The organism is Sinomonas sp. P47F7 (genome assembly GCF_049332655.1).
Taxonomy (GTDB): Bacteria; Actinomycetota; Actinomycetes; order Actinomycetales; family Micrococcaceae; genus Sinomonas.
In genome coordinates this window covers 784,058-807,560 of record NZ_CP186327.1, presented here as the reverse complement: position 1 = coordinate 807,560, position 23,503 = coordinate 784,058, and the positions used below count along the sequence as shown (strand labels likewise).

General features: G+C 69.6%; 19 protein-coding genes, 1 tRNA gene, 1 pseudogene and 1 riboswitch. Of the genes and pseudogenes, 11 read left to right on the top strand and 10 right to left on the bottom strand.

Features of this window, described 5'->3' with window-relative positions:
* Positions 1–83 precede the first annotated feature (83 nt).
* From lhgO to ACOKR1_RS03945, 3 genes are all read right to left on the bottom strand, one after another.
* Positions 84–1,337 carry an L-2-hydroxyglutarate oxidase gene (lhgO, locus tag ACOKR1_RS03955; protein WP_422935460.1) on the bottom strand — a complete coding sequence of 418 codons (1,254 nt, stop codon included), beginning with the start codon at positions 1,335–1,337 and terminating at the stop codon, positions 84–86.
* Positions 1,334–3,790: a PEP/pyruvate-binding domain-containing protein gene (locus ACOKR1_RS03950; protein WP_422935459.1), complete on the bottom strand. Its 2,457-nt coding sequence runs from the start codon at positions 3,788–3,790 to the stop codon at positions 1,334–1,336. The genes lhgO and ACOKR1_RS03950 overlap by 4 nt, the downstream gene beginning before the upstream one ends.
* Before the next feature lie 175 nt (positions 3,791–3,965).
* Positions 3,966–5,789, bottom strand: a complete 1,824-nt coding sequence (locus ACOKR1_RS03945; RefSeq protein WP_422935458.1) for a phosphoenolpyruvate carboxykinase (GTP) — start codon at positions 5,787–5,789, stop codon at positions 3,966–3,968.
* Between the two features lie 290 nt (positions 5,790–6,079).
* Here ACOKR1_RS03945 and ACOKR1_RS03940 point away from each other — a divergent pair.
* Positions 6,080–6,156 (top strand) — tRNA-Arg (locus tag ACOKR1_RS03940).
* Positions 6,157–6,177: 21 nt separating this feature from the next.
* Here ACOKR1_RS03940 and ACOKR1_RS03935 read toward each other — a convergent pair.
* Positions 6,178–7,384 (bottom strand): annotated as a pseudogene (locus tag ACOKR1_RS03935) (IS481 family transposase).
* Positions 7,385–7,804: 420 nt separating this feature from the next.
* On the opposite strand from ACOKR1_RS03935, the gene ykgO reads away from it, so the two are divergent.
* The 6 genes from ykgO (at position 7,805) to ACOKR1_RS03905 (ending at position 13,759) form a co-directional block, all read left to right on the top strand.
* Positions 7,805–7,927, top strand: coding sequence for a type B 50S ribosomal protein L36 (gene ykgO / locus ACOKR1_RS03930; protein WP_422935457.1), 123 nt, complete (start codon positions 7,805–7,807; stop codon positions 7,925–7,927).
* A gap of 153 nt (positions 7,928–8,080) precedes the next feature.
* Complete coding sequence (locus ACOKR1_RS03925) at positions 8,081–9,493, top strand: dihydrolipoyl dehydrogenase family protein (RefSeq protein WP_422935456.1); 1,413 nt, start codon at positions 8,081–8,083, stop codon at positions 9,491–9,493.
* 145 nt (positions 9,494–9,638) lie between these two features.
* Positions 9,639–10,424 carry an ABC transporter ATP-binding protein gene (locus ACOKR1_RS03920; protein ID WP_422935455.1) on the top strand — a complete coding sequence of 262 codons (786 nt, stop codon included), beginning with the start codon at positions 9,639–9,641 and terminating at the stop codon, positions 10,422–10,424.
* The gene (locus ACOKR1_RS03915) at positions 10,421–12,457 is read left to right on the top strand and encodes a YhgE/Pip family protein (RefSeq protein ID WP_422935454.1); all 2,037 of its coding nucleotides are present in this window, start codon (positions 10,421–10,423) and stop codon (positions 12,455–12,457) included. The genes ACOKR1_RS03920 and ACOKR1_RS03915 overlap by 4 nt, the downstream gene beginning before the upstream one ends.
* On the top strand, positions 12,403–13,137 hold the full coding sequence (locus ACOKR1_RS03910) for a TetR/AcrR family transcriptional regulator (RefSeq protein ID WP_422935453.1): 735 nt from the start codon (positions 12,403–12,405) through the stop codon (positions 13,135–13,137). Before ACOKR1_RS03915 ends, ACOKR1_RS03910 begins: the two co-directional genes overlap by 55 nt.
* A 61-nt stretch (positions 13,138–13,198) precedes the next feature.
* Entirely contained in the window at positions 13,199–13,759 is a 561-nt protein-coding gene (locus ACOKR1_RS03905; protein WP_422935452.1) for a hypothetical protein, read from the top strand.
* Here ACOKR1_RS03905 and ACOKR1_RS03900 read toward each other — a convergent pair.
* Positions 13,704–14,255 (bottom strand): SixA phosphatase family protein, encoded by a 552-nt coding sequence (locus ACOKR1_RS03900; protein ID WP_422935451.1) that lies wholly within the window; start codon positions 14,253–14,255, stop codon positions 13,704–13,706. The genes ACOKR1_RS03905 and ACOKR1_RS03900 overlap by 56 nt on opposite strands.
* Positions 14,256–14,287: 32 nt before the next feature.
* Complete coding sequence (locus ACOKR1_RS03895) at positions 14,288–15,097, bottom strand: winged helix-turn-helix domain-containing protein (protein WP_415856887.1); 810 nt, start codon at positions 15,095–15,097, stop codon at positions 14,288–14,290.
* 598 nt (positions 15,098–15,695) lie between these two features.
* Positions 15,696–15,866: riboswitch (cyclic di-AMP (ydaO/yuaA leader) on the top strand.
* Between the two features lie 4 nt (positions 15,867–15,870).
* Between ACOKR1_RS03895 and ACOKR1_RS03890 the strand changes: the two genes are divergently transcribed.
* Complete coding sequence (locus tag ACOKR1_RS03890; RefSeq protein ID WP_422935450.1) at positions 15,871–16,545, top strand: hypothetical protein; 675 nt, start codon at positions 15,871–15,873, stop codon at positions 16,543–16,545.
* Between the two features lie 390 nt (positions 16,546–16,935).
* On the opposite strand, the gene ACOKR1_RS03885 is transcribed toward ACOKR1_RS03890, so the two are convergent.
* Positions 16,936–17,712: a hypothetical protein gene (locus tag ACOKR1_RS03885; protein ID WP_422935449.1), complete on the bottom strand. Its 777-nt coding sequence runs from the start codon at positions 17,710–17,712 to the stop codon at positions 16,936–16,938.
* A 502-nt stretch (positions 17,713–18,214) separates the two neighbouring features.
* Here ACOKR1_RS03885 and ACOKR1_RS03880 point away from each other — a divergent pair.
* The 3 genes from ACOKR1_RS03880 (at position 18,215) to ACOKR1_RS03870 (ending at position 21,068) form a co-directional block, all read left to right on the top strand.
* Positions 18,215–18,955: a response regulator transcription factor gene (locus ACOKR1_RS03880; RefSeq protein WP_422935448.1), complete on the top strand. Its 741-nt coding sequence runs from the start codon at positions 18,215–18,217 to the stop codon at positions 18,953–18,955.
* A gap of 86 nt (positions 18,956–19,041) precedes the next feature.
* Positions 19,042–20,511, top strand: a complete 1,470-nt coding sequence (locus ACOKR1_RS03875; RefSeq protein WP_422935447.1) for a sensor histidine kinase — start codon at positions 19,042–19,044, stop codon at positions 20,509–20,511.
* Between the two features lie 71 nt (positions 20,512–20,582).
* A complete protein-coding gene (locus tag ACOKR1_RS03870) occupies positions 20,583–21,068 on the top strand; it encodes a DUF805 domain-containing protein (RefSeq protein ID WP_422935446.1) in 486 nt (161 codons plus the stop codon).
* Positions 21,069–21,077: 9 nt separating this feature from the next.
* On the opposite strand, the gene ACOKR1_RS03865 is transcribed toward ACOKR1_RS03870, so the two are convergent.
* The 3 genes from ACOKR1_RS03865 to ACOKR1_RS03855 form a co-directional block, all read right to left on the bottom strand.
* The gene (locus ACOKR1_RS03865) at positions 21,078–22,028 is read right to left on the bottom strand and encodes a hypothetical protein (protein WP_422935445.1); all 951 of its coding nucleotides are present in this window, start codon (positions 22,026–22,028) and stop codon (positions 21,078–21,080) included.
* Positions 22,029–22,470: 442 nt separating this feature from the next.
* A complete protein-coding gene (locus tag ACOKR1_RS03860) occupies positions 22,471–22,992 on the bottom strand; it encodes a hypothetical protein (RefSeq protein WP_422935444.1) in 522 nt (173 codons plus the stop codon).
* Entirely contained in the window at positions 22,992–23,474 is a 483-nt protein-coding gene (locus ACOKR1_RS03855) for a hypothetical protein (protein WP_422935443.1), read from the bottom strand. The genes ACOKR1_RS03860 and ACOKR1_RS03855 overlap by 1 nt, the downstream gene beginning before the upstream one ends.
* Positions 23,475–23,503 lie beyond the last annotated feature (29 nt).

The window sequence follows — 23,503 nt, the reverse complement described above, 5'->3', positions numbered from 1 at the left end:
GGATCGGAGCGAATCGCCTGGTGACACGGCCGCTCTGGGCCGCATCGGGGATCAAGATGGGCAGGAGCGGACGAGCGCCAGGGTTACCCGTCCCGCAGCGCGACCCCGAGGTGCTCCCGCAGCACGTACTCGGCGATCGCCATCGAGGACGTCGCGGCGGGCGAGGGCGCGTTCCGGAGCAGCGTCACGGACCCGACCTGGTCCACGGCGAAGTCGTCGAGCAGCGACCCGTCCGCGGCCCACGCCTGCGCCCGCACCCCCGCCGCGGTCTTCTCCGCCAGATCAGAGGGCCGCAGCTCCGGCACGAAGGCCCGCGCCTGCCGGTAATACAGGCTCTTCGCGACCGAGGCCGAGACCTCGCGCACCCCCATCCGCCAGTGCTGGCGGAACAGCGCGGCAGCCCCGGGCCACGCGAGGGAACCGACGGTGTCGCGCACCGACACGCTCCCCCAGCGGTACCCCTCGCGCGCGAGCGCCGGCACGGCGTTGGGGCCCACGTGCACGTCGTCGTACACGCCGCGCGTGAAGTGCACCCCCAGGAACGGGAAGCGCGGGTCCGGCACGGGATAGATCATGCCGCGGACCAGCGAGGCCCGCGCGGGCGCGAGCGTCCAGTACTCCCCGCGGAACGGCAGGATCCGCGGGGACGGCGACGCCCCGACCATGCGCGCCACGAGGTCCGACTGGAGGCCCGCGCACACGATGAGCCGATCGAAGGTGTGCGTCCCGCTCAGGGTTGCGACCGTCGTCGTCCGTTCGCCGGCCCGCACACCGACGACCTCGGTGCCCAACAGCACGCGCCCGCCGACCCGGCGAACATCGCTGGCCATGGCCTCGGTGATCGCCGCGAAATCGACGACGGCGGTGTGCGGCGAATGCACGGCCCCCACCCCGGCGACGTGCGGCTCGAGCTCCCGCATGCGCTCGGGCCCGATGCGGGCGAGGTCCGGTACGCCGTTGGCCCTGGCTCGCCGCTCGATCTCGTCGAGCCGTGGCACCTCCTCAGGCGTCACGGCGACCACGAGCTTGCCGAGCTCGCGGTACGGGAGCCCGCGGTCCTGGCAGTAATCGCGCGTGAGCTCGCGGCCCCGCGCACAGAGCACGGCTTTGAGCGAGCCCGGCTGGTAGTAGAGCCCCGCGTGCACCACGCCGGAATTGTGCCCCGTCTGGTGTGCCGCGACCCGAAGCTCCTTCTCGAGGACCGAGACGTCGAAGCCGCCCGTCAGCGCGAGGGCCCGCGCGATCGCCATCCCCACGATCCCGCCGCCCACAATCCCGACGCGCTCGGTCCCGATCCGGGTAGTCCCGGTCCGGCCGGCCCCCGTCTGCCCCGTCACGCGGCGTCCACCCGGCCTCGGCTCCCGTCCACGCGGACGCGCTGCCCGTCCCGGAGCACCGACGTGCCGCGCCCGGTGCCCATGACGGCGGGCACACCATACTCCCGCGCGACGATCGCCGCGTGCGAGCCCAGCCCACCCGTATCGACGACGACGGCGGCCGCCCGAGCGAAGAGCGGCGTCCATGAGGGGTTCGTGTTCGGGCACACGAGGACGTCGCCCGCGCGCAGCGCCCCGAACTCGTCGGGTCCGTGCACGATCCGGACCGGCCCCTCGGCGACCCCGCCGCTCGCCGGCCGTCCCGCGATGAGCGTCCCGCCGCCGTCGTCCGCCCCGGCCCCGCGCGGGAGGATCGCCGCGAGGTCGAGCATCGGCACGCCCGCGTATTCGCGCCTCAAGGCGGCCCGACGCGCGGCGAGGTCACGCAGGCGGGCGCGCTCGGCGTCGTCGATCGCCTCGGGCGAGCTGATGGCGCGGAGCTCCTCGAGGCGGAGGTCGAAGACATCCTCCGCCGTAGGGAGCGCCCCGGCTGCGGTGAGACGCCGGCCCAGCTCGATGAACGTGACCCGCATGGGGGTCAGGAGGCGCGCGGCGAGGACGTGGGTGTCCTCGCGGAAGGCCATCCCGCGCCGGGCCGCGTCGACGAGGCCGGTCGCGAGCTGCCGCGCGCGGGCATTGCGGAACAGCGGGTGCCCGAGGAGCCGATCGAGCGCGGCCGCCCCCGGATCGCTGCCGCGCTCCGGCGGAGGCTCGGCGGCCAGAGCCTGGATGAGACCGATTGCCGGGGTTGGGTCCGCTCGCCAGGTCGGTGCCGTCGCCATGATGATGCTCACGGATTCCCGGTGTCCGTACTCTGCGAGGAACGCGTCGAACGCCTCGCGTAAGCTCTCGAACTCGGGGAGCGTGCGGATGGCCTCCAGGAACGCCGGCGCCGCGAGGTCGCGGGCCGCCGCGGCGAGCGCTGGGTCCGCCCGCACCGCGTCGGCTAGCCTCTCCAGCGCGTCGTTGCCCTCGCGGGTCTTGGTGCGGGCTCCCGCTACGAGGGCGGACGCAAGCTCGCTCCGCCCGAGCGCCGCGAGCATGATCCGCAGCGGCGCGAACGGCAGGAACGAGCCGGGCAGGTATTTGACCCGGAGCTTCGCGACCGGGGCGAGGGCGTTCGCGCAGCGATCGAGGCGCGCCACGAGCGCCGGCCATGGCAGCGCCGCGAGGTCCTCGGCGTCGAGGGCAGCGACCCCCGCCTCGAACTCGGCCACGAGCGGGTCGGCGGTCCACGTTGAGGTCCTGTAGAGCCGTGCGCGCCGCAGGACCGCGAGGGGCGCGCCAAGCACACGGATGCTCGGCCGCGGGCGGGCGGGGACGAGCTGGAGCGGCACGCCGTCTCGCTCTGGGAGCAGCTCACGAACGGACGGGAACTGCACCCCCACGCTTCCCGCCATGAGGCCGAGCATCCGCTCCACGGCAGGCCCGAGCCACGCCGTGACGTCAAGCGGATACGGGCGCACGGGGAACATCTCGACGAAGAACGGCGCCATCGTGCGCTGGAAGCCGCCAAGCTGCGGGGGCTCGAGCGGGAGCGCCGTCATCGGCCGAGCCTGCAGGAGCACGATCCGCCCGCCGTCGAGCGCCCACTCGATGTCCTGCGGGACGCCGAAGTGCCGCTCTGCGCGGACCGCGAGCTCGGCGAGCTCGCGCGCGGCGAGGTCAGGCAGGACCCGGGGCGCGCCGTCGTGCGCGGGGACCCACTCGCGGACGGTGCCCTCGCGGTCCAGGACGAGGTGCTCGGGTGTGACCTGGCCCGAGACGACCGCCTCGCCGAGCCCCGGCGCCGCATCCACGACGAGCTCGGCTCGCCGGCCGCTCAGCGGGTTCGCGGTGAAGAGGACCCCGGCAGCGTCCGCGCGGGCCATCCGTTGGACGACGACGGCGATCGCCACGTCCGCGGGCGGGATCCCCTGCCGCTGCCGGTACTGCACGGCGCGGTCGGTCCAGAGGGAGGCCCAGCAGCGGCGCACCGCGTCGGCCACGGCGGCGGGTCCCTGGATGTCGAGGAACGTGTCCTGCTGGCCGGCGAACGCCGCGCCGGGGAGGTCCTCCGCCGTCGCGCTCGATCGGACCGCGACGAGTGTTCCTTCCGGCCCCAGTCCGGCGAGGGCGGCCGCGATCCCCTGCTCGAGGTCCGCGGCAAGGGCGGTAGCCTCAAGCGCGGCGCGGGCCTCGGCAGGGTCCGCGGTCGCGCGGTCGGGGTCGAGGCCGGCCTCATGGGCGTGGGCGCGGTAGGCCGCCGTCGTCACGACGAAACCCGGCGGCACCGGGAGGCCCGCCGCCAGAAGCTCGCCGAGGTTGGCGCCCTTGCCGCCGGCGTCCGGAAGGTCCGCCGCGCGGAGCGAGGCCAAGGGCCTGAGCTCGGGCTGGTGGGGCGGGTCAACGAGGGAGTGGGCGCCGCGGTCCATGGCCCCACGGTACCCGCGCGCGGAGGCGTCGACCACGGGCTCCTGGCCCCGATTCGGGCCCGCTGGCCCGCTCCGATGCAGGAGGGCCGCCCCGTGTGCAGCGGGGCGGCCCTCCTAGGGTGTCCGGCGCCGTTCAGTTCGCCGGAGTCTGTTGCGGCCTACGGCCTGCGCATGGTCAGCCGAGGCGCTCCTTGAGGCCGTCGAGCTGGGCCGTGATGCTCTCGGGCAGCGAGCCGCCGAAGCGGGCGAACCACTCCTCGAGGCCGGGGACCTCGGCGTGCCACTCGTCGGCATCGAAGCGGACCGCCTCGTTGACCTGCTCAGGCGTCATGTCGAGGCCCGTAAGGTCGAGGCTCTCGGGCGTCGGGACGAAGCCGATCGGCGTCTCGACGGCGTCCGCCGAGCCCTCGATGCGCTCGATCGCCCACTTGAGCACACGAGAGTTGTCGCCGAAGCCGGGCCACGCGAAGCCGCCCTCGCGGGTGCGGCGGAACCAGTTCACGAGGAAGATCTTCGGGAGCCTGGCCGGGTTGGCCTTGGCCGAGAGGTTGACCCAGTGGTTGAGGTAGTCGCCAGCGTCGTAGCCGATGAACGGAAGCATGGCCATCGGGTCGCGACGCACCACGCCCACCGCGCCGGCCGCGGCAGCGGTCGTCTCCGAGGAGAGCGTGGCGCCCATGAAGATGCCGTTGGCCCAGTCCCGGGACTGGGTCACGAGCGGGACAGTCGTCTTGCGGCGGCCGCCGAACAGGATCGCGTGGACCTCGACGCCGTCGGGCGCGAAGTAGTCGTCCGCGAGCATGTCGATCTGGTCGATGGGCGTGCAGAATCGCGAGTTGGGGTGTGCGGCCGGGCGGCCCGCCTCGGGCGTCCACTCGTTGCCCTGCCAGTCCGTGAGGTGGGCGGGGACTTCCTGGGTCATGCCCTCCCACCACACACCGCCCTCGTCTGTGAGCGCGACGTTCGTGAAGATGCTGTTGCCCTTCGCGATAGCGCGCATCGCGTTGGGGTTCGTGCCCCAACCGGTGCCGGGGGCGACGCCGAAGAGGCCCGCCTCCGGGTTGACGGCCCGCAGCTCGCCGTCTTTGCCGAAGCGCATCCACGTGATGTCGTCGCCGAGCGTCTCGACCTTCCAGCCCTCGATCGTGGGGTCGAGGAGGGCGAGGTTGGTCTTGCCGCACGCTGACGGGAAGGCCGCGGCGACGTTGTAGACCTTGTTCTCGGGGCTCGTGAGCTTGAGGATGAGCATGTGCTCGGCGAGCCAGCCCTCGTCGCGCGCCATGACGGACGCGATGCGCAGGGCGTAGCACTTCTTGCCGAGCAGCGCGTTGCCGCCGTAGCCCGAGCCGTATGACCAGATGGAACGCTCCTCGGGGAAGTGCACGATCCACTTCTCCGGGTTGCACGGCCACGAGACGTCCTCCTGACCGGGTGTGAGCGGTGCGCCGACCGAGTGCAGCGCGGGCACGAAGAACGCCCGCGTCTCCTCGATCTTCTTCAGCACGTCAGTGCCGATGCGGGCCATGATCCGCATGGACGCGACGACGTAGGCCGAGTCCGTGATCTCGACGCCGAACTTGGGGTCCTCGGCGTCGACGTGGCCCATGACGAACGGGATCACGTACATGGTGCGGCCACGCATGGCGCCGTCGAAGAGGCCCTTGAGCTTGACCTTCATCTCGGCCGGGTCCATCCAGTTGTTGGTGAAGCCGGCGTCGCGCTCGTTGCTCGAGCAGATGAACGTCTGCTCCTCGACGCGGGCCACGTCCGCGGGGTCGGAGAAGGCCGCGAAGGAGTTCGGGAAGGTCTCCGGGTTGAGCCGCGTCAGGGTTCCCGCGGCCACGAGCTCGTCGGTCAGCTGGCGGTACTCCGCCTCGGAACCGTCCACCCAGTGGATCCGTTCAGGCTGAGTCAGTTCAGCGACTTCCTCAACCCAGGACAGCAGGGGCTCGTAGGTGGTGGGGGCTCCTTCAAGAAGCCGAACGCGAGTTGCGCCCATGTCTTCCTCCTTCGCTGGGTCGGCGTGTCCCTCAATGGTAGGGAAGGTGGTCTGTACCACCCGACCCCGTTACATGCCTGAAATGAGAGTGAAACACTCAAAATAGGTGAAATCTAGGGTTTTTGGTCCCGGGGGATCCTTTTTAAGTGATGAAGGTCACATAGACCGGTACAGTCATGTAGCTCTCATCGCTTTGATTTGGAACCGCGTTGGTCTTCGCGTAAAGTTATTCAGGCCGAAGCGCGAGGAACGCTGTGCGAACCGCAGTTCCACGCCAACGCTTAGGAAATGCGCCCATAGCTCAGCTGGATAGAGCGTCTGTCTACGGAACAGAAGGTCGGGGGTTCGAATCCCTCTGGGCGCACCATGTGATGAAGCGGGACATCCTTCACGGATGAGTCGCGACATCGGTAACACCCCCGGTCCTCGGACCGGGGGTGTTCTGTTTTTTCGGCTGGTAGCCCTTGGTCGGGTCGATGGTGAATTCGGCGAGGATCTCTCCGGTGCCGTGTTCGATGGCGGTGACGTCGGCATCCTGGACGAGCAGGAGGATGCGCTGGTGCTTGTGGGCGCGTCCGATGCCGAGGTGTCGGAGTCGTCCGGCGTGGCGGAGGGTGGCCTTGCCGTCGGCGTCGACGCGGTCGGTGCGGACGCGGAAGTTCCCCCTGGGCGGCTGTCGCGGGTGCGGCCTTGGGGGTCGCGGCGTAGGCCTCGGCTGGGGTGTGCCGGCCCAGGGCGCGGTGGGGTCGTTCGTGGTTGTAGATGCGGCGGAACTTGGCCAGGAGCTCGTTCAGGTCGGTCAGGGTGTGGGCCTCGGGCTGGCCTTGGAGCCATTTCTTGAGGGTCTGGTGGAAGCGCTCGATCTTGCCCTGGGTCTGGGGGTGGCCGGGGGACCCGTTCTTCTGGGTGATCCCGAGGGAGGCGAGGAGGGTTTCGAAGGCGTTGCGTCCGCCGCGGCCGCCGGCGAGGCGGGTGGTGTAGACCATGCCGTTGTCGGTCAGGGTGCTGGCCGGGAACCCGTACTCGTTGGCGGTGTCGAGGAAGGCCTCGACCACGATGGGGCCGGTGATTCTGGGGTGTGCGGTGAGGTGGAGCAGGGCCCGGGAGTGGTCGTCGAGGAAGTCGATGACCTCGGTGTCGGTGCCGTCGGCGAGGTGCCAGTGGGTGAAGTCTGACTGCCAGGTCTCATTCGGCTGGGCGGCGGCGAAGCGGCGCAGGGACGACTTGGGGCGCTTGCGCGGTTCTGGGGTGACGAGGCCCGCGGCGGTGATGATCCGCCGGATGGTGGAGACGGCCGGGGCCGTGCCGCTGTCCTTCTCCAGATGCCATCGGATCGTGGCCGGGCCGGCGTCCAGGCCTGCAGCGGCGAGCTCGGCCCGCAGGGCCAGGACCCGGTCTCGTATGTCCTCGCTCGTGGCCTGAGGGCTGGTGCGGGGTCGGCGTGAGCGTGCCTCGAGGCCCTCGGGGCCGTGTTCGCTGTAGCGCTGGATGAGCTCGTGGACCCAGCGGCGGGTGACCCCGTAGCGGCGGGCGGCCTCGGCCTTGGACATTCCGCCTTCCAGGACCGCGAGGACGATGACCTTGTTCTTCGACATGGCCCATGCTCGGGCCCGAGGAGGTGTGAACGATGTCGCGACTCACCCCCGAGGCCGTAAACGATGTCCCGACTCACCGGGGAACGATCACCTGTGAAGCATGTCCCGACTCATGTGTGAACGATGTCCTGAATTCACACACCTCTGGGCGCACCAAATACGAGGCCCGCTCTCCTGGAGCGGGCCTCGCGCATTTAACCCCCAGCGGCGGCCACGCACCGCGCGCTCCTGTCCCGTTCATCTTCCCCAATCAGTCGGAGACGCGACGCGTCGCAGTCCGGCGCGGTTTTGATCCAGAAGAAGCGGACTCGAACGCGATCAGGCCCGGAACACTCGGGTGCGGACCACAGGGAACTCGGGAATATCCCCGGGCCATTGCGCATTAATGCGAATGGTTCCAACTAACAGTAGGAGGCCCGCGTGAAGGTTCGCGCATCCGTCAGGTCACTCAAGTCCCAACCCGGCTCTCAGATTGTGAGGCGGCGGGGCAAGGTGTTCGTCATCAACAAGAGGAACCCGAGGCTCAAGGCCCGCCAGGGCTGAACAGGGGCCAAGGCGCCCAGCCGGTCGGCCCGTAGCCGGCAACCGACCGCCCAAGCCGCTCAGCCGGTGGTGGGCCAGCGCCTGTACTGGCCAGCGCCGGTTGAGCGGTCCCGCGCGCCTAACCCGAGCCACCCGTCCCGTAGCATCTGTGGGGTGGATAGCGAGTACGACGTCATCGTGATCGGTGCCGGCGCTGCGGGCGAGAACGCCGCGGACCGCGTGGCGAAGGGCGGCCTCTCGGTGGCCCTCGTGGAAAACGACCTCGTGGGCGGGGCCTGCTCCTACTGGGCCTGCGAGCCGTCCAAGGCGCTGCTCCGCCCGGGCACCGCGCTCCACGCCGCGCGTCGGGTCCCGGGTTCGCGCGAGGCGGCGACGGGGCAGCTCGACGTCGCGGCGGTCCTCGCCCACCGCGACGACGCCGTGAACCACTGGAACGACGAATCACAGGTCGACTGGGTCAACAGCGCGGGAATCACACTCGTGCGCGGCCGCGCCCGGCTCACCGGCGCCAAGCGCCTCACAGTCACCGACGCCGCCGGAAACCACTTCCCGCTCGTGGCGAGGCACGCCGTCGTTCTCGCCACTGGATCCGCGCCCTCGGTACCGAAGGTCCCCGGCCTCCAGCACACGCCGCACTGGACTACCCCCGACGCGACGAGCGCGCGCGAGGTCCCCGAAAGCCTCGCAATCCTCGGCGCGGGTGTCGCGAGCAGCGAGCTCGCGCAAGCGTTCGCGCGGCTCGGGTCGCGCGTCACAGTGCTCGCGCGCGGCACGCTCCTGAGCGGGTTCCCCGAGGAGGCCCGCTCGCTCGTCGCGGCGGGCCTGCGGGAGGACGGCGTCGAGATCCTGGAGGGCGTGGTGCCCGAGCTCGCCGAGCCGACGGACGACGGCGGCGCGCGCCTCACGCTGCCCAACGGCCGCACGCTCGAGGCGGCGAGGCTGCTCGTCGCGACGGGCCGGCGGCCAGCGCTCGACGGCCTCGGACTGCCCGCGTTCGGGATCGAGCCCGCGACGCTTCGGGTTGACGAGACGGGTCTCGTGATCGGGAATTCGTGGCTGTACGCGGTGGGCGACTGCTCGGGCCGCGCGATGCTCACGCATCAGGGGAAGTATCAGGCGCGGATCACGGGCGACACGATCGTGGCCCGCACGCGCGGTAACCTCGACGGCCGCCCCGCGCCGTGGAGCCGCCACGCCCGCACCGCCGACGACCTCGCCGTCCCGCGCGTCGTCTTCACCGATCCGGAGGCCGCCATGGTCGGGCTCTCGGAGGAGGAGGCGTGGGAGCACGGGATCCGCGTGCGGGCCGTCGACCTGCCGATCTCCGTGGCAGGTGCGTGGCAGCACGCCGAGGATTACGAGGGCTGGGCGCGGTTCCTCGTCGACGAGGACCGCCGCACGATCGTCGGTGCATGCTTCGCGGGGCCCGATGTCGCAGAGCTCCTGCAGGCGGCGACGATCGCGATCGTCGGCGAGGTGACGCTCGAGCGGCTGTGGCACGCGATCCCCGCGTTCCCGACCGTGAGCGAGGTCTGGCTGCGCTTCCTCGAGGCCTACGGCCTCTGAGGTTTCGGGGTCCCGTCCCCAGCGTTGCGGGGTCAATGTCCGAACCAAGACCCCACAACACTCCGCCAGAGACCCCACAACACTCCGCCAGAGACCCCACAGCGTCGAATTTGTACCGACTGGTCAGTTTGACTAAACTGGGAGCATGCTTTCAGTTCGCGAGCTCCGCATCGCTGGCCGCCGCGCCGACCTCGTGGCCCCGACGTCGTTCGACGCGCCCACCGGCCTCCTCACCCTCGTCCAGGCGAACGGGCAGGACGCCCGCACCGCGCTCGCCCTCGCCGCGAGCGGCCGCTACGCCCCGGACGCGGGCGCAGCCACATGGGGCGCCGCCACCGGACACGCCAGGAAGAGCCTCAAGGCCCTCCGCCGCGCGAGCGCGCTCGTCGACGCCCCCGGCATCAACGAGGCCGAGCGCCACCTGAGCGTCCGCGGCCTCGTTGCCGAAGACCTCGCGCTCCTCCCCCGCCGCCACCGCCGCCAGAGCCCCGACGCGTGGCTCACTGTCCACGCGTTCGAGGACGTCGCGAACGTCTGGGCCCACGAGCTCCCCGCCCACCGCCGCGTCGAGCTCCTCACCGAGCTCGCCCTCGCGGACCCCGCCGTCCGGCTCCTCGTCGTCGACACCCCGGACCGCCACTCCGACCTGACCGAAGACTGGCTCCCGCGCCTCGCAGCCCTCGCCGCGAACCCGGGCCGCGAACTCGCCGTCCTCGCGATCGTCGCGGAGGTGCCGGCGGGCTGGGAGGGAGAGGTCGCCGTCGTCGGCAACGTCACCCAGACAGCGGAAGTCCAGCCCGCAGAAGGCCAGACCGCCGAAGCCCAGCCCGCGGGCGCCGAACCGACCGAAACGAACGACGGCGCCGACGCACCGCCCGCCGCCCCCGCACCCGCCGCCGGCGTGCGCGAGCGCGAGGAGGCCCGCGCATGACCGTCATCCGGCTCGCCGGTTCCGAGCTCCAGCGCATGACCGCCGGCCTGCTCCCGAAGCTCGTGATCCTGGCCCTCACGATGGTCCCGCTCCTCTATGGCGCGGTGTACCTCTACGCGAATTGGGATCCGTACTCGAACATCGGGCACATCAAGGCCGCGCTCGTGGTCGACGACCAGGGCGCCACCACCCCGGACGGCACGCGCCTCGAGGCGGGCCCGAAGGTCGCGGACAGCCTCGTCGAGGGCCACGTGTTCGACTGGCAGCGCGTCCCCGACGCCCAGACCGCGGAGACCGGCGTCCGCAACGGTACATACTCCTTCGCGCTGCGCATCCCCGCGGACTTCTCCGCCAACCTCGCCTCCCCCGCGAGCTTCGACTCGGCGAAGCCGGCCATGCTCGACGTCACCACGAACGATTCGAACAACTACCTCCTCTCGACCATCGTGGACAAGGTCACGAAGGCCGTCCACGACTCGGTCGCGAAGGAGGTCGGGACGGAAACCGCGAACAAGCTCCTCACGGGCTACGGCACCATCCACACGCAGATGGTCCAGGCCGCGGACGCCGCAGGCCAGCTCCGCGACGGCGCCGGGCAGGTGGCCGACGGCGCGAGCCGGCTCGCGGATGGAACCGCCCAGCTGCGCTCGGGCGCGGCCCAGCTCGCGGACGGCCAGCAGGAGCTCCTCGACGGCTCGCTTCAGCTCCGCGACGGCGCCGGCCAGCTCGCGGGCGGGCTCGGGACGCTGCAGCAGAAGACGGCGTCCTTGCCCGCGGACACCCAGCGCCTCGCCGACGGCGCAGCGCAGGTCGCGGCCGGCAACGCCCAGCTCAACCAGAAGGTCCAGGGCGCGGTCGCAGCGGCCGACGCCGCGCAGTCCCAAGCCCAGCAGCAGGTCAGCGACACGCTCACGAAGCTCGTTGCGAACGGCACCATCACGCCGACCCAGGCCCAGCAGATCGGCGCGAGCCTCGCGTCCGCGACGCAGGCCTCACCGGCGCAGGGCGCAGCGGCCCAGCTCCACGCCGCGGCCGGCCAGGTCGCCCAGCTCGCCGCGGGATCGCAGCAGGTGGCCGACGGCGCGCGGCAGCTCGCGAACGGGACGCCCGCGCTCACGCAGGGCATCACCCAGGCCGCGAGCGGCGCGAATCAGCTCGACGCGGGCGCGGCGCGGCTCGCGGCCGGTGAGCAGTCCGCCGTCGCCGGTTCGCGGCAGCTCGCGAGCGGCGCGGCCCAAGCGGACGACGGCGCGCAGGCCCTGAAGGCGGGTGCCGCCACGGCGCACGACGGTGCGTCCCAGCTCGCGGACGCCCTCGCCTCGGGCTCGGGCAAGGTCCCGAACCCTAACGACGCGCAGAAGGGCAACCTCTCGCAGGTCATGGCCGATCCCGTCGCGGTCAACAGCGTCTCGCAGGCGAAGGCCGCAACGTACGGAGCGGGCCTCGCCCCGTTCTTCCTCTCGCTCGCGATGTGGGTGGGCATCTTCATGCTGACCCAGGCCATGCGCCCCGTGACGCGCCGCGCGCTCGCCTCGAACGCCCCGGCGTGGAAGATCGCGATCGGGGGGTGGCTCCCGTTCGCGGTGGTCGCGGCCGCGCAGGCCACGGTCCTGACCGCGGTCGTCGACTTCGCGATCGGGCTCAACCCCGCGCACCCGTGGCTCATGTGGCTGTTCATCATGCTCGGCGGGATCGCGTTCAGCGCGCTCATCCAGGGCATCGTGTCGCTGCTCGGCTCCGTGGGGAAGTTCGTGGTGCTCATCCTGCTGATCCTGCAGCTCGTCTCCTCGGGCGGAACGTTCCCGTGGGAGATGGCGCCCGGCCCGTTCCAGGTGGCGCACGCGATCCTGCCGATGGGCTACGTCGTCACGGGCATGCGGCATCTCATCTACGGGGGCGAGCTCTCCGGGATCCTCCCGCTCGTGCTTGGGCTCGTGGGGTACACGGCCCTCGGGGCCGCGTTGAATATCCTCGGCACGTGGAAGAACAAGACGTGGCGCCTCAAGACCCTCCAGCCGGAGATCGCGCTGTGAGCGCGGCGGGCGGGACCGCAGCGGGCGGGACCGGCCCCGGGCGGACCCCGGCGACCCGCGGCTCCGCCCGCTCCGAGGCCACGAAGCTGAGGCTCTTCGGCGCGGCGATGGAGCTCATCGGCCAGCGCGGCGCGGACGGCGTCACGGTGGACGAGATCGCCGCCGCCGCAGGCGTCGCCAAGGGCACGGTCTACTACAACTTCGGGAGCAAAAACGAACTCGTCGAGCAGCTCCTGCGCTACGGCATGGGCCTGCTCATGGAGCGCCTCGACTCCGGCGAGACGAACGGCGGCGAGACGAACGACGGCGGCGCCCACCCGCCGTCGTCCGCTCCCCTCGACGAGGTGCGGGGCCAGGTCGGGCGCGCGCTCGCGTTCATCGCCGAGTACCCCGCGTTCGTGCGGCTGTGGCTGGGCGAGCAGTGGAGGGCCGACGGCGCGTGGCAGGGCCTGCTCGCGGACATGCGCGCCGAGGTGCTCGCCGTGATCGAGCAGGGGGTGCGACGCGTGGCCGCGGAGCACCCACTGCGGGCCGGGGTGACGCCCGAGGGCGTCGCCGTGGCCCTGTTCGGCGCGGCGTTCGTGACCGGGATGGACCGCGCCGCGTTCCACCCCGAGCGCGCGCTCGAGGAGGCGACCGGGGCGGTCGTCTCCCTGGTCCTCGGGGCGATCGAGCCCTAGCCCCACGGACGACACGGCCGCGCCCGCAAAATCCGTACCCCACAGGTGACAAACTGGCCCCGTGGCCCCCTCGCGTTTCCTCCCCTTGCGGCGCAGCGCCCGCGCGACGATCGTGTTCGCGGCGGCCGGGGCGGCGCTGTCCGCGCTCACGGCGTGGACGCTCGAGGGATGGGCCGCGGCCCTCGCGCTCGCTGCACTCGGGGGCTTCGTGCTGTGCGCGCTCTACGCGATCCTCGGCATGAACCGCTACTGGGTGGCGGCGGGCGGCCTTGTCACGACCGCGCTCACCGTGGGCTGCGCGCTCGCGTTCCTGCGGGTCCTCGGGCTCGCGTGGGATGATGCCGCGGACCGCGTCACGACCGTCTCGAGCCGCGACGCCGACCCGTACTTCCTGGGCGCCGCCGGCGCCCTCCTCACGACGTTCGCCGTCCTGTTCGTGGGCGCCGTGTGGCCGCAGCGTCGGCGCCAGCCCCGCCGCCCGGCACCCGCGAGCGGGAACCGGGCCAGGTCCGGGACGCCGACCCGAGCCACGCGCCAGCCCGCCCAGCGAACGCCGTCACCGAGCCTCAGTGGCCGCGCGCCTGCTTCCGCCCCTCGGCCCGCGGCACGGCGAAATGGGTGAGCCGGGCGTCCTGCCCGTCGAGCTCGGCCCAGGGCTTGTCGATCTCGAGCACGGCCAGCCCCGTGGTCGGGAAATGGCTCGCGGCGTCCAAGTAGGCGTCCTGGTCTGACTCCCGCGACGCGAGGTGCAGCACGAGGTCCTGGACGCCGGGCATGTGCGCCACCACGAGAAGCGTCCGCACGGTGTCCGGGACGTGGTTGATGACCGAGAGCATCTGGGCTGCGCCCGAGGCGTAGAGGCCCGACTCGAGCTTGGGCGTGGGCGCGAGGTCGCCGAGCTGGCCGCACACCCACGTAGTCGTCTGCCGCGTGCGGAGCGCCACGGAGCACAGGATGAAGTCCGGCACCACCTTGTTGGCGAGCAGCCACTTCCCGGCCTCGGGCGCGTCCGCATGGCCCCGTTCCGCGAGCGGACGGTCCACGTCCGGAACCCCGACGGGCCACGCCGCCTTCGAATGCCGCAGGACGACGAGCCGCTTCACGTGGTGCTTGCTCATGGAGCAAGCGTAGGCCTCGGCCTAGGCCAGAGTTAGATCGAGTACTCCGGCGCGGCCCAGACGACGACCTCGGGGTGCTCGTAGAAGCGGTAGCCCTGGCCGCGCACCGTGCGCACGGTGTTGGCGAGGCGCCCGAGCTTCGAGCGGAGGCGGCGGATGTGGACGTCGATGGTGCGCTCGTTGGGAACCTCCTCGGCGTTCTTCCAGAGGTTCTCGAGGAGCTCCTCGCGGCTCACCGTCCGCGTGCCGTTCTCGACGAGGTAGTTCAGAAGCTCGAACTCCTTGAACGTGAGGTTGAGGGTCGCGCCGTCGAGGTGCACCTCACGCCGAGCGAGGTCGATGAGCACGCCGCTCGGGCGGTTGTCGCTCAACTGCGCCGGGCGCGGCTCCGGCCGGGGCCGGCTGCCGATGGTCGGGTCGCCGAACGTCGAACGGACCACGTCGAGCGGGCTTCCCGGGGCGCCTGACGGGGCGACGGCGACCGCGGCGTAGCTTTCAACGCCCGGAACGAGGTTCTGGGCGTAGGCGCGGATCTCCTGGGCAATGCGGGCGATCGAGGAGCCGGCCGCCGCGGCCTGCTCCTCGGAGATGCCGACGTAGAGCACGAAACCGTGGGCCACGGTGTCCGACGCGACGGAGCGGACAGGCTCCGTGCTGGGCGCGACGACGGGGGTCGGCGCGGTCATCGGGGAGTAGTCGTCCGCGACGGGGCGCAGCGGGCGCGCGCCGTACGGTTCGGGCTGCGCGTTCGCGCGGCCTCCGAAAGGCTGGCGGACGGCAGCGGCCTGAGCGCGCTGGGCGTTGCGGACAGAGATGTGGACGTATCCGGATGCAACCGACATGGAGTGCTGACCTCGTGTGTGACTAGCCGGGGAGGCTTCGAATGCTGAACAGGTTGAGCGAAGAGCTAAGTGCTGGGGTGGCGCAGTCAGCTATGCATTCGACAACGGCACATGGACCGACCGGCAGGTGAGCCGGGGCGGAATTCTGCCACTGCAGGAGCCGTTGAGTTCTTGTTCACACTGGGAGTGTCCCCCGTAACAATGGCTACAGGCAAGTAACAAAGGCCTGACCGTCTCACATCGTGAGAAATCGGCTTCGATTGTGATAGATCTCACGATTCGGCGCTCGCCAGATGTGAATCGCTTTTTTCATATGTCCGGCCCATTTTGGCCCTCTCGCCGAAGATTGTTCGGCGCGCAGCGCAAACCGAGGGGCTGATCAACTCCCATATCACGCGTCTCACGATATGGACACCGCGTCGGCCATAGAGCGGCCGCGGCGCCGCTCCTGAGGTCATGCTCCCTTCGCACCCTACCGAGACCGGGGCCGCTCAGATGCAATCCGCTGTTACCCAAATGTGACAAACAACCGAGAGTCCCGTACGGTGGTTTGAGTGCGCGGGAGACCCTGCGCGACCTTGGGTGCCGCCCGCCGAGCTCTGCCGGTGCCCCGAGGGACTCGAAGGCAGAGACGGAGGACCCAATCGGCCGCCCTGTGGCCCGCTTTGCGCGGGTCGCGGCCCGGGGTGAAGCCCACGCCATCAGGCGGGGCCGGATGGCTCGCATCCGAACCCGGCAGCTAACTTCGCAGGCGCTAGCGAGAGGCCTTTTGCGTGAGCAAAACCATGTCCTCGGGCACGCCTGTGCGTGTGCGCGGCCGCCATCGTGCGGAATCCCCCCGCCGCCTTGCCCGCATCAACGCCGGAACCACCTCCGGCAGCCGCTACCGCAATGCGGTCGTCGCCGCCTCCCTCGGAATCGTCGCCGCGTTCAGCGGCGGCGCCGCCGCGGGCGGAATGGTCCCGGCCTCCTCGACGGACGCGATCGCTGGCTCTGGACCGCAGGTCAGCGCGACCACCGATGCCCGGGTCGATTTCATCCGCCCCACGATCAACTCGGTCTCCAAGGCCCAGTCCGATCAGCAGACCAAGGACGCCGCGGCCGCCGCAAAGGCCGAGCTCCTCAGGACCCAGCCGGTCAACGACCCAGCCGGGGCGCAGGCCTACGCCTCGAGCCAGCTCGCGAAGTTCGGCTGGGGCCAGGACCAGATGCAGGCCCTCATCACGCTCTGGAACCGCGAGTCCAACTGGACCACCACGGCCACCAACTCGAGCAGCGGCGCCTACGGGATCGCCCAGTCGCTGCCCGGCAGCAAGATGAACTCCGCCGGCGACGACTGGCAGACCAACTACCGCACCCAGATCGACTGGGGCCTCGGCTACATCAAGAGCCGCTACGGCTCCCCCGCGAACGCCCTCGCGTTCCACTACGCGCACAGCTGGTACTGATCGGCAGGCGGGCTGACCGGCCCGGCCGGCACCTGGAGCCGGCCGGCGCCTGAAGCTCGCCAGCGCCTGAAGCCCGCCGTTGCTTGGAGCGCGCCGTGCTTGGAGCCGGCCAGCGCCTGAAGCCCGCTCACGCGTCCCTTCCCGTAGGCGTTCACGACGGCGAACGGGGCCTAAACCGCCGGCGCGCCGGTGATTCCGCGCGACACGCCGAGGAGACCGGGCGTCCCCACCAGTACGCGTACAGCACGACACCCACGACGGCGCCCCGGGGCGACGGACTGCGCCCTGGGTGGGCCCGGCGCGTTCCGTTCGCCGCGTGTGCTGCCCTCAGCCGCTTCTCCGTGAGGAATTTGCTACGGAGAAGCGGCTTTGGGCCGCAGTTGCTGCGCGCTAGTTGCTCTGGCCAGGGGTGGCCGACGTGCCCGAGCCCGACGTGCCTGAACCCGAGGTGCCCGAGCCCGACGTGCCCGTGGTCGGCGTGACGAGGATGCTCAGCGCCCCGTTGCCGTCCTTGAGTGCGGTGACGCGCACGGTCTGGCCCGTCGCGAGGCTCGTGGCCGAACCCTGGCTCTGAGACTGACCCTGCGACTGGCCCTGCGAGCGGCTTCCGCGCGCGGCGAAGCTCGCGACCGTCGTGTCGGAGGAGATCGAGTACGTCTGGACGTAGCCGTCGGCGCTCTTGACCGTGATCTGGCTGCTCGAGACGGCGGTGACGGTGCCCGTCTGCTCGAGCTCCGTGACGTACTGGCCGTTGCGCTGCACCACGTACTCGCCGTGCACCGCCTGACCGGCCGCGCCGACGCCGGTGTTGCCGGGGCCAGCGAATCCACCCGTGCCGTTCTGGCCCGTGCCGTTCTGGCCAGGGGCGTTCTGGCCAGGGGCGTTCTGGCCTGCGCCGCCCTGGCCCGGGGCACCGTTGCCGAAGCCCTGGCCCGCGGCGTTGGAATCGTTCGAGTTGGCGTTCGTCGCGGCGTAGACCGCGGCACCTGCGCCACCGGCCACGACCACCGCGACGCCCGCCGCGGCGAGGCCCTTCTGCACGGGCGTGAGGCGCGCGATCCGGCCCTTGGCCGGTGCGCCGGGGCGCTCCCCAGCCCTGGCCCGACGCGGGCGCCCCGGGGCGCCCAGCCCTGGCCGGGTGCCGAAGCGTTCGACGGCGCGCCCCACCCCTGAGCGGGCGCGCCCGGTGCCGGCGCGCCCACCCCTGGGCGACCTGCGGCTGGGCGGGTGCCTGCGCGGTCTGGGGCTGGTTGGGGTAGAGGGTCTCGGTCGGCTGGGCCGGCGCGTTCACGGGCGTCGGCTGGGCGGGCGTCGGCTGGGTCGGCGCCGGCTCGGTGGGCGTCTGCTCGGTGGGCGCCTGCTGGACCGTGCCCTGCTGGCGAGCGGCTGGCTGGTTCGAGGCCTCCGAGTCGCGGTCCTGCGGGTTGCGGTCCTGCGGGTTCGGGGTCTGCGGTCCGAGTGACATCGCGTTCTCCTCCAGGGGTGATCCGTTCCTGCACACCAGACTCAAGAGGGATCCTGTGCCGTCGCTGTGCCCACCGGCTGGACTGGCTGTGCTTCCGGGCCGCGATTCGCCTCGGATCAGGTACCTCGGGTCTAGGCTGGGCTCCACAGGCTCCTCACAGGGGGAACTCAGGCTTGGATTACCGACCCGCAGGAGGCTGGAAACATGGCAAGCCCTTATACGACCAACAACCTCCCCTCGCTGACGCACCCGGACGGCTCCCCGATCCGTGCGCTCGTCGTGGATGATGAGCCGAGCCTGTCCGAGCTCATGAGCATGGGGCTGCGCATGACGGGGTGGAGCGTGCAGGTCGCCGCCGACGGTCCCGCAGCAGTCAAGGCCGCCCGCGACTTCCGCCCCGACGTGATGGTTCTCGACGTCATGATCCCCGGATTCGACGGCGTCGAGGTGCTGAGGCGCGTCCGCCAGTTCCTTCCCGAGGTCCCCGCGCTGTTCCTCACGGCGAAGGACGCGATCGAGGACCGGATCGTGGGCCTCGCGGCCGGCGGCGACGACTACGTCACGAAGCCGTTCAGCATGGAGGAGGTCATGCTCCGCCTCCACCGCCTCGTGCAGCGGTCCGGGGTGGCGGCGCAGGACGACGCCGAGCTCGTGGTCGGCGACCTGGTGCTCAACACGGACACGCGCGAGGTGACCCGCAGCGGCGAGGACATCCAGCTCACGGCGACGCAGTTCGAGCTGCTTCGGTACCTCATGGAGAACCCGAAGCGCGTCATCAGCAAGTCGCAGATCCTCGACCGCGTGTGGCAGTACGACTTCGGGGGCCAGGCCAACATCGTGGAGCTCTACATCTCGTATCTGCGCAAGAAGATCGACGCCAATCGCACGCCGATGATCCACACCGTCCGCGGCGCGGGCTACGTCATCAAGCCCGCTGACGGATGAGCACGTTGTCCGGTGCCGCTCCGCGTCAACGCCGGCGCTGGACTGATCCGAACTCGTGGCAGCTGCGCACCAAGATCGTCCTTGCCATGACGCTCCTGCTGGTCGCGATCTGCTCGATCGTCGGCTCGGTCCTGTACGCGTCGATGGATCACTTCCTGACCCAGCAGCTTGACACCCAGCTCTTCCAGGCCAGCCGCCGCGCTTCGCTCTTCGGCGGAACGAACTCTCAGTCGTCTCAGGGCTCCGCGCCGGCACCCAGCCCCGGCACAGGCCAGACGGGGAACGGGTCCACGCAGAATCCGCCCGACCCGCGGGACACTCGAGGACAGGGCGCAGGGACACTCAACATCCGCCTGTACCAGGGCGGCAACCTCATGACCGGAGGGCTCATCGGCCCAGACGGCCAGCGCCTTGCGATCACCCAGGCTGACACCGCGATCCTCGCGGCGATCGCCCAGACGGCCGAGCCGCCCGGGAGCGGGACCCAGCCGGTTCCAGTGGACAAGAACCTCAGCGTGGGTCACTACCGGCTCGTGGCCATCCAAGCCGCGAACGGGGACACGATCGTCACCGGACTGCCGCTCGCTGCCCAGGACAGCACGCTCGCCTCTCTCGTGCTCACCACCGTGATTGTTTCCCTCGGTGGTCTCGTGCTCATCGGCCTCATCGGCACCTACATCATCCGCAAGACGCTCAAGCCCCTCGGCCAGGTTTCGGCCGTCGCCGCGCGGGTCGCCCAGCTGCCCCTCGACGCCGGTGAGGTCGCCCTCGCGGTCCGGGTGCCGCCGTCGGCCGCTCATCCTGGCACCGAGGTGGGCAACGTGGGGCACGCGCTGAACCGCATGCTCGACAACGTCTCGGGCGCGCTCCAGGCGCGGCAGGAGTCGGAGATGAAGGTGCGTCAGTTCGTGGCCGACGCATCGCACGAGCTCCGCACGCCGCTGACCGCCATCCGCGGGTACACGGACATGCTCAAGATGACCGAGTCGCTCTCGCCGCAGGGCACGGAGTCGCTCGGGCGCGTTGAGAGCCAGTCGCTGCGCATGGGCCGCCTCGTCGAGGACCTGCTCACGCTCGCCCGGCTCGACGAGGGCCAACCGCTCAAGTTCGGGCCCGTCGACCTGACCCAGCTCGTCGTCGAGACTGTCACGGATCAGAAGGTCATCGCGCCCGATCATCGCTGGCGGCTCGATCTCCCGGACGAGCCGATCGAGGTTAAGGCCGACGGCGCGCGGCTCCACCAGGTCATGGTCAACCTGCTCTCCAACGCGCGGAAGCACACCGAGGCGGGGACCGTGGTCACCGCTGGCGTGGCGCGCTCGGCAACGGGCGACGCCGTCATCACCGTCACCGACAACGGCCCCGGAGTGCCCCCCGAGTTGCAGAACAGGGTCTTCTCCCGGTTCACGCGCGCCGACAAGGCGCGCACGGGGACCGAGGGGTCGACGGGCCTCGGCCTCTCGATCGTCCAGGCGATCGTCGAGGCGCACGGCGGCTCGGTGGAGCTGAGCTCGCGGCCCGGCCGGACGGAGTTCGCGGTCTACCTTCCCGCGTAATTGACAGGCGCACCGGCTGCCTCATGCGCTACCGTGCGTCTTGTTCAGTGACACGTGACTTGGGGGCAACCGTGAGCTATCCGCAGCAACAGGACTATTCGACGCAGACATGGGGCGAGCCGCCGCTTTGGGCGCCGTTTTATGGGGCGGGCCCCGTTCAGGCCGTCAAGCGCTTCTTCAGGAAGTACGCGACGTTCTCGGGCAGGGCGAGCCGCAGTGAATACTGGTGGTGGGTGCTCGCACAGTACGTGATCACGTTCGTGTTCCTCGTGCTCTACCTAGTACTCGGCTTCGTGGGAGCGACCACTGCGGAGGACGGCACGACCGTCCCGGGGCCGGGCCTCTTTGTTGGAGTTGCGCTCCTCTTTTTGTGGCTACTCGGGAGCATCGTGCCGGGAATCGCGCTGGTAGTCCGCCGGCTCCACGACATCAACCTCAGCGGTTGGATCGCGCTCGTGCTGCTCGTTCCAGGTGTAGGAGGAATTCTCATCCTCATCTTCTCGCTCCTGGCGCCCAACCCGGAGGGGCAGCGCTTCGATCGGCCCACCGGCGCGTAACGGCTCAGGCTACCGGTGGGAGAGGTGGCAGAAGACGCACTTCGCGCCGAATTCGACCCGTTCGGGGTAGACGCAGCCCAACATCGGCGATTCGGAGCAGCGGTCCAGTGAGATCGCAAGTGCCTGCACATCATCCTGAGTCGCACCGAGAGCCTCGGCGAGCAGTCTCTTGATTTCGGATTCCGATTCCGCGATGAGGGCATTGAGCGCCCCAGTCACGACCTCCTGGGCGTTCTCCAGCTCGCTCCGGCGCTCTCCGTCCGCTCGGCCGATTTGGTAACCCATGGCCTCTGCCACGTGCTCCTGCGAAACATGCATCTCGTGGTAGTCGCTGTATTCGTTCTGGAGCGCGGTCACGTTGCGGCCGTTCCAGGTGCTGTTGCGAGGATTTTCCGGGTTGGCCCAGTTCGTGCCAGGAACGCCGGTCTCAAGGTGCGACACTGAGTATTCCTTTTCCGTAAATCGAGCCCGGCCGTCAGCCATGCGCTGCTTGAGCCACGCGGGTTGGTGTGCCTCGTCCCGCGGGAACTTCTTGGCATCGTTGACATACGCGACGGGATCGACGCCGCCGAGCCCGAAGTCCGGCTCGTTGTCGTAGTCGAACTTGGCCGACATATCGCCTTCGGCTGTCACGGTCATCTCCACGGAGAACCACGTTCCCGAACCCGGGCGGTACATCGCCTCGCGCATCCGGTCAACAAGATCATCGTCGAACCGATTCCCCAGCCGGACTCCCTTCGAGCTGCCATCCGGGAAGGACGCCTTGACCGTTCCGCTCATCACGGGGGCCAGGACACTCATCCGGAGCGCAATGCTTTCGGCACCCTCAGGAAGAACGCGCAGGAGAGCCTGCCGGATCGCCTCTTGAGCTTCGTCCTGGTCAATCATTCGATCTTCCATGGTGCAAGAATCCCATCCTAATTCATCGGACTTCTTCAGCGCCCGCAGGTCGTCAAGCATGTCAGCCAGTGCAGCAGACTCCGAGTCGAAGTATCTCTAGCGACCGGCAAGCTCTTTGAGTTCGACGAGACTCGCCAACCGCTTAATTCCCACCGAAACGTCGGGATACCCGAATCCTGATTTGACGTCGTCTTTCTCGACGAGTCAGCTAATCGCCTCGGACGGGGTTAGACCGTCGGCCTTGGCACTGCGGAGCAATTGGTTCCACGCCACCGACACATTGTTCGCGACGCTACCCGCAGAGCATTTCGGCTGAAATCTTCCGGCTCTATCGTCTTCTGCATACCAGAGATATCCTAGTAAGACTTCCATTTCGACGACTGGGATGTAGAAGATCGCCCGGTCCGTGTTTTCGTCGTAGTAGATAGGTTCATTGAGCCGGTTAAAATGAACATCGTCGGCCAGCGGGCCCCGGTATGGCCTGGGCTCAGACGTGCACATTCTAATACCTGCCAGCGGCTTCGCCGCGAATCTCATCCTGCCAGCGGCCGGAGATGTCATGAACTGTCAGAGTCCGGTGATTAGAGTGCTGAGCATCGTACTCATACTTGGCGTCGAGCGATCCACTTGCGACAACGTAGTGCAACTTGAGCTGACTCGGCACCGTACGGCCATATTTTGTTCCCGCCTCCCAGAGCCTCAAAAGCTGAATGCTTCCGTATTTCATCAATAAACGCTGGCGAGGTATAGAGGTGTCGGCATTCAACAACTTTCCCCTCCCGACCACCTCCCCGTCCACAACAAAAAACGGATCGAAGAACATCGACCCATTCTCGGTGGACGCATAGATGTAAACATCGCTAACACCATTCCCCGCGTACTCTAGAGACGCAGCTATCATTTCAGACTGGACGTCGGCGAGGAGACCCTCGAAGTCCGAATTCTCGTTCAGGATGACCCCTCTCCCAATGACGGCGAAGGCTTCGATGTTCGCCCTTCCCTCGACTCCGTCAGCCGCCGGCATCACTCACCGCGGGCGGCAAGGCCCGCCCGGCCCTCGGCGAGACGCTGCTTGAGCCAGTCGGGCTGGTGCCCCTCGTCCCTCGGAAACGCCTCCTGGTCCGCCACATACGCGACCGGGTCAATTCCTCCGAGACCGAAATTCGGTTCTTTATCATAGTTGTATTCCGCCGTTGCTGCCCCGTCGGATGTAACGATGATTCGAAGACTGAACCAGGTGCCGGCATCAGTTCGATACGACGCTTTTCGTAGCATCTTAAGGGCATCGCGCACATCGCTCGTCTCAAGTGGCGAATTCGCCTTTCCGTCGGGCGCTTCATATCGCCCGAAAGGATTGTACGCAAAGGTCTGTGTGAAGTGAACCGGTACTGTCATGCTAGCCCTGTATTCTATGCGGTCATCGCCCTCGGCTAGCATGCCGTAGAGCGCAACGCTGAGATCGTTGAATGCTTCCTTCTCAGCCAGAAGCCCGCGCATCTCCGACATTCTCGAACCATTTCCTTTCCGGGTAGGCG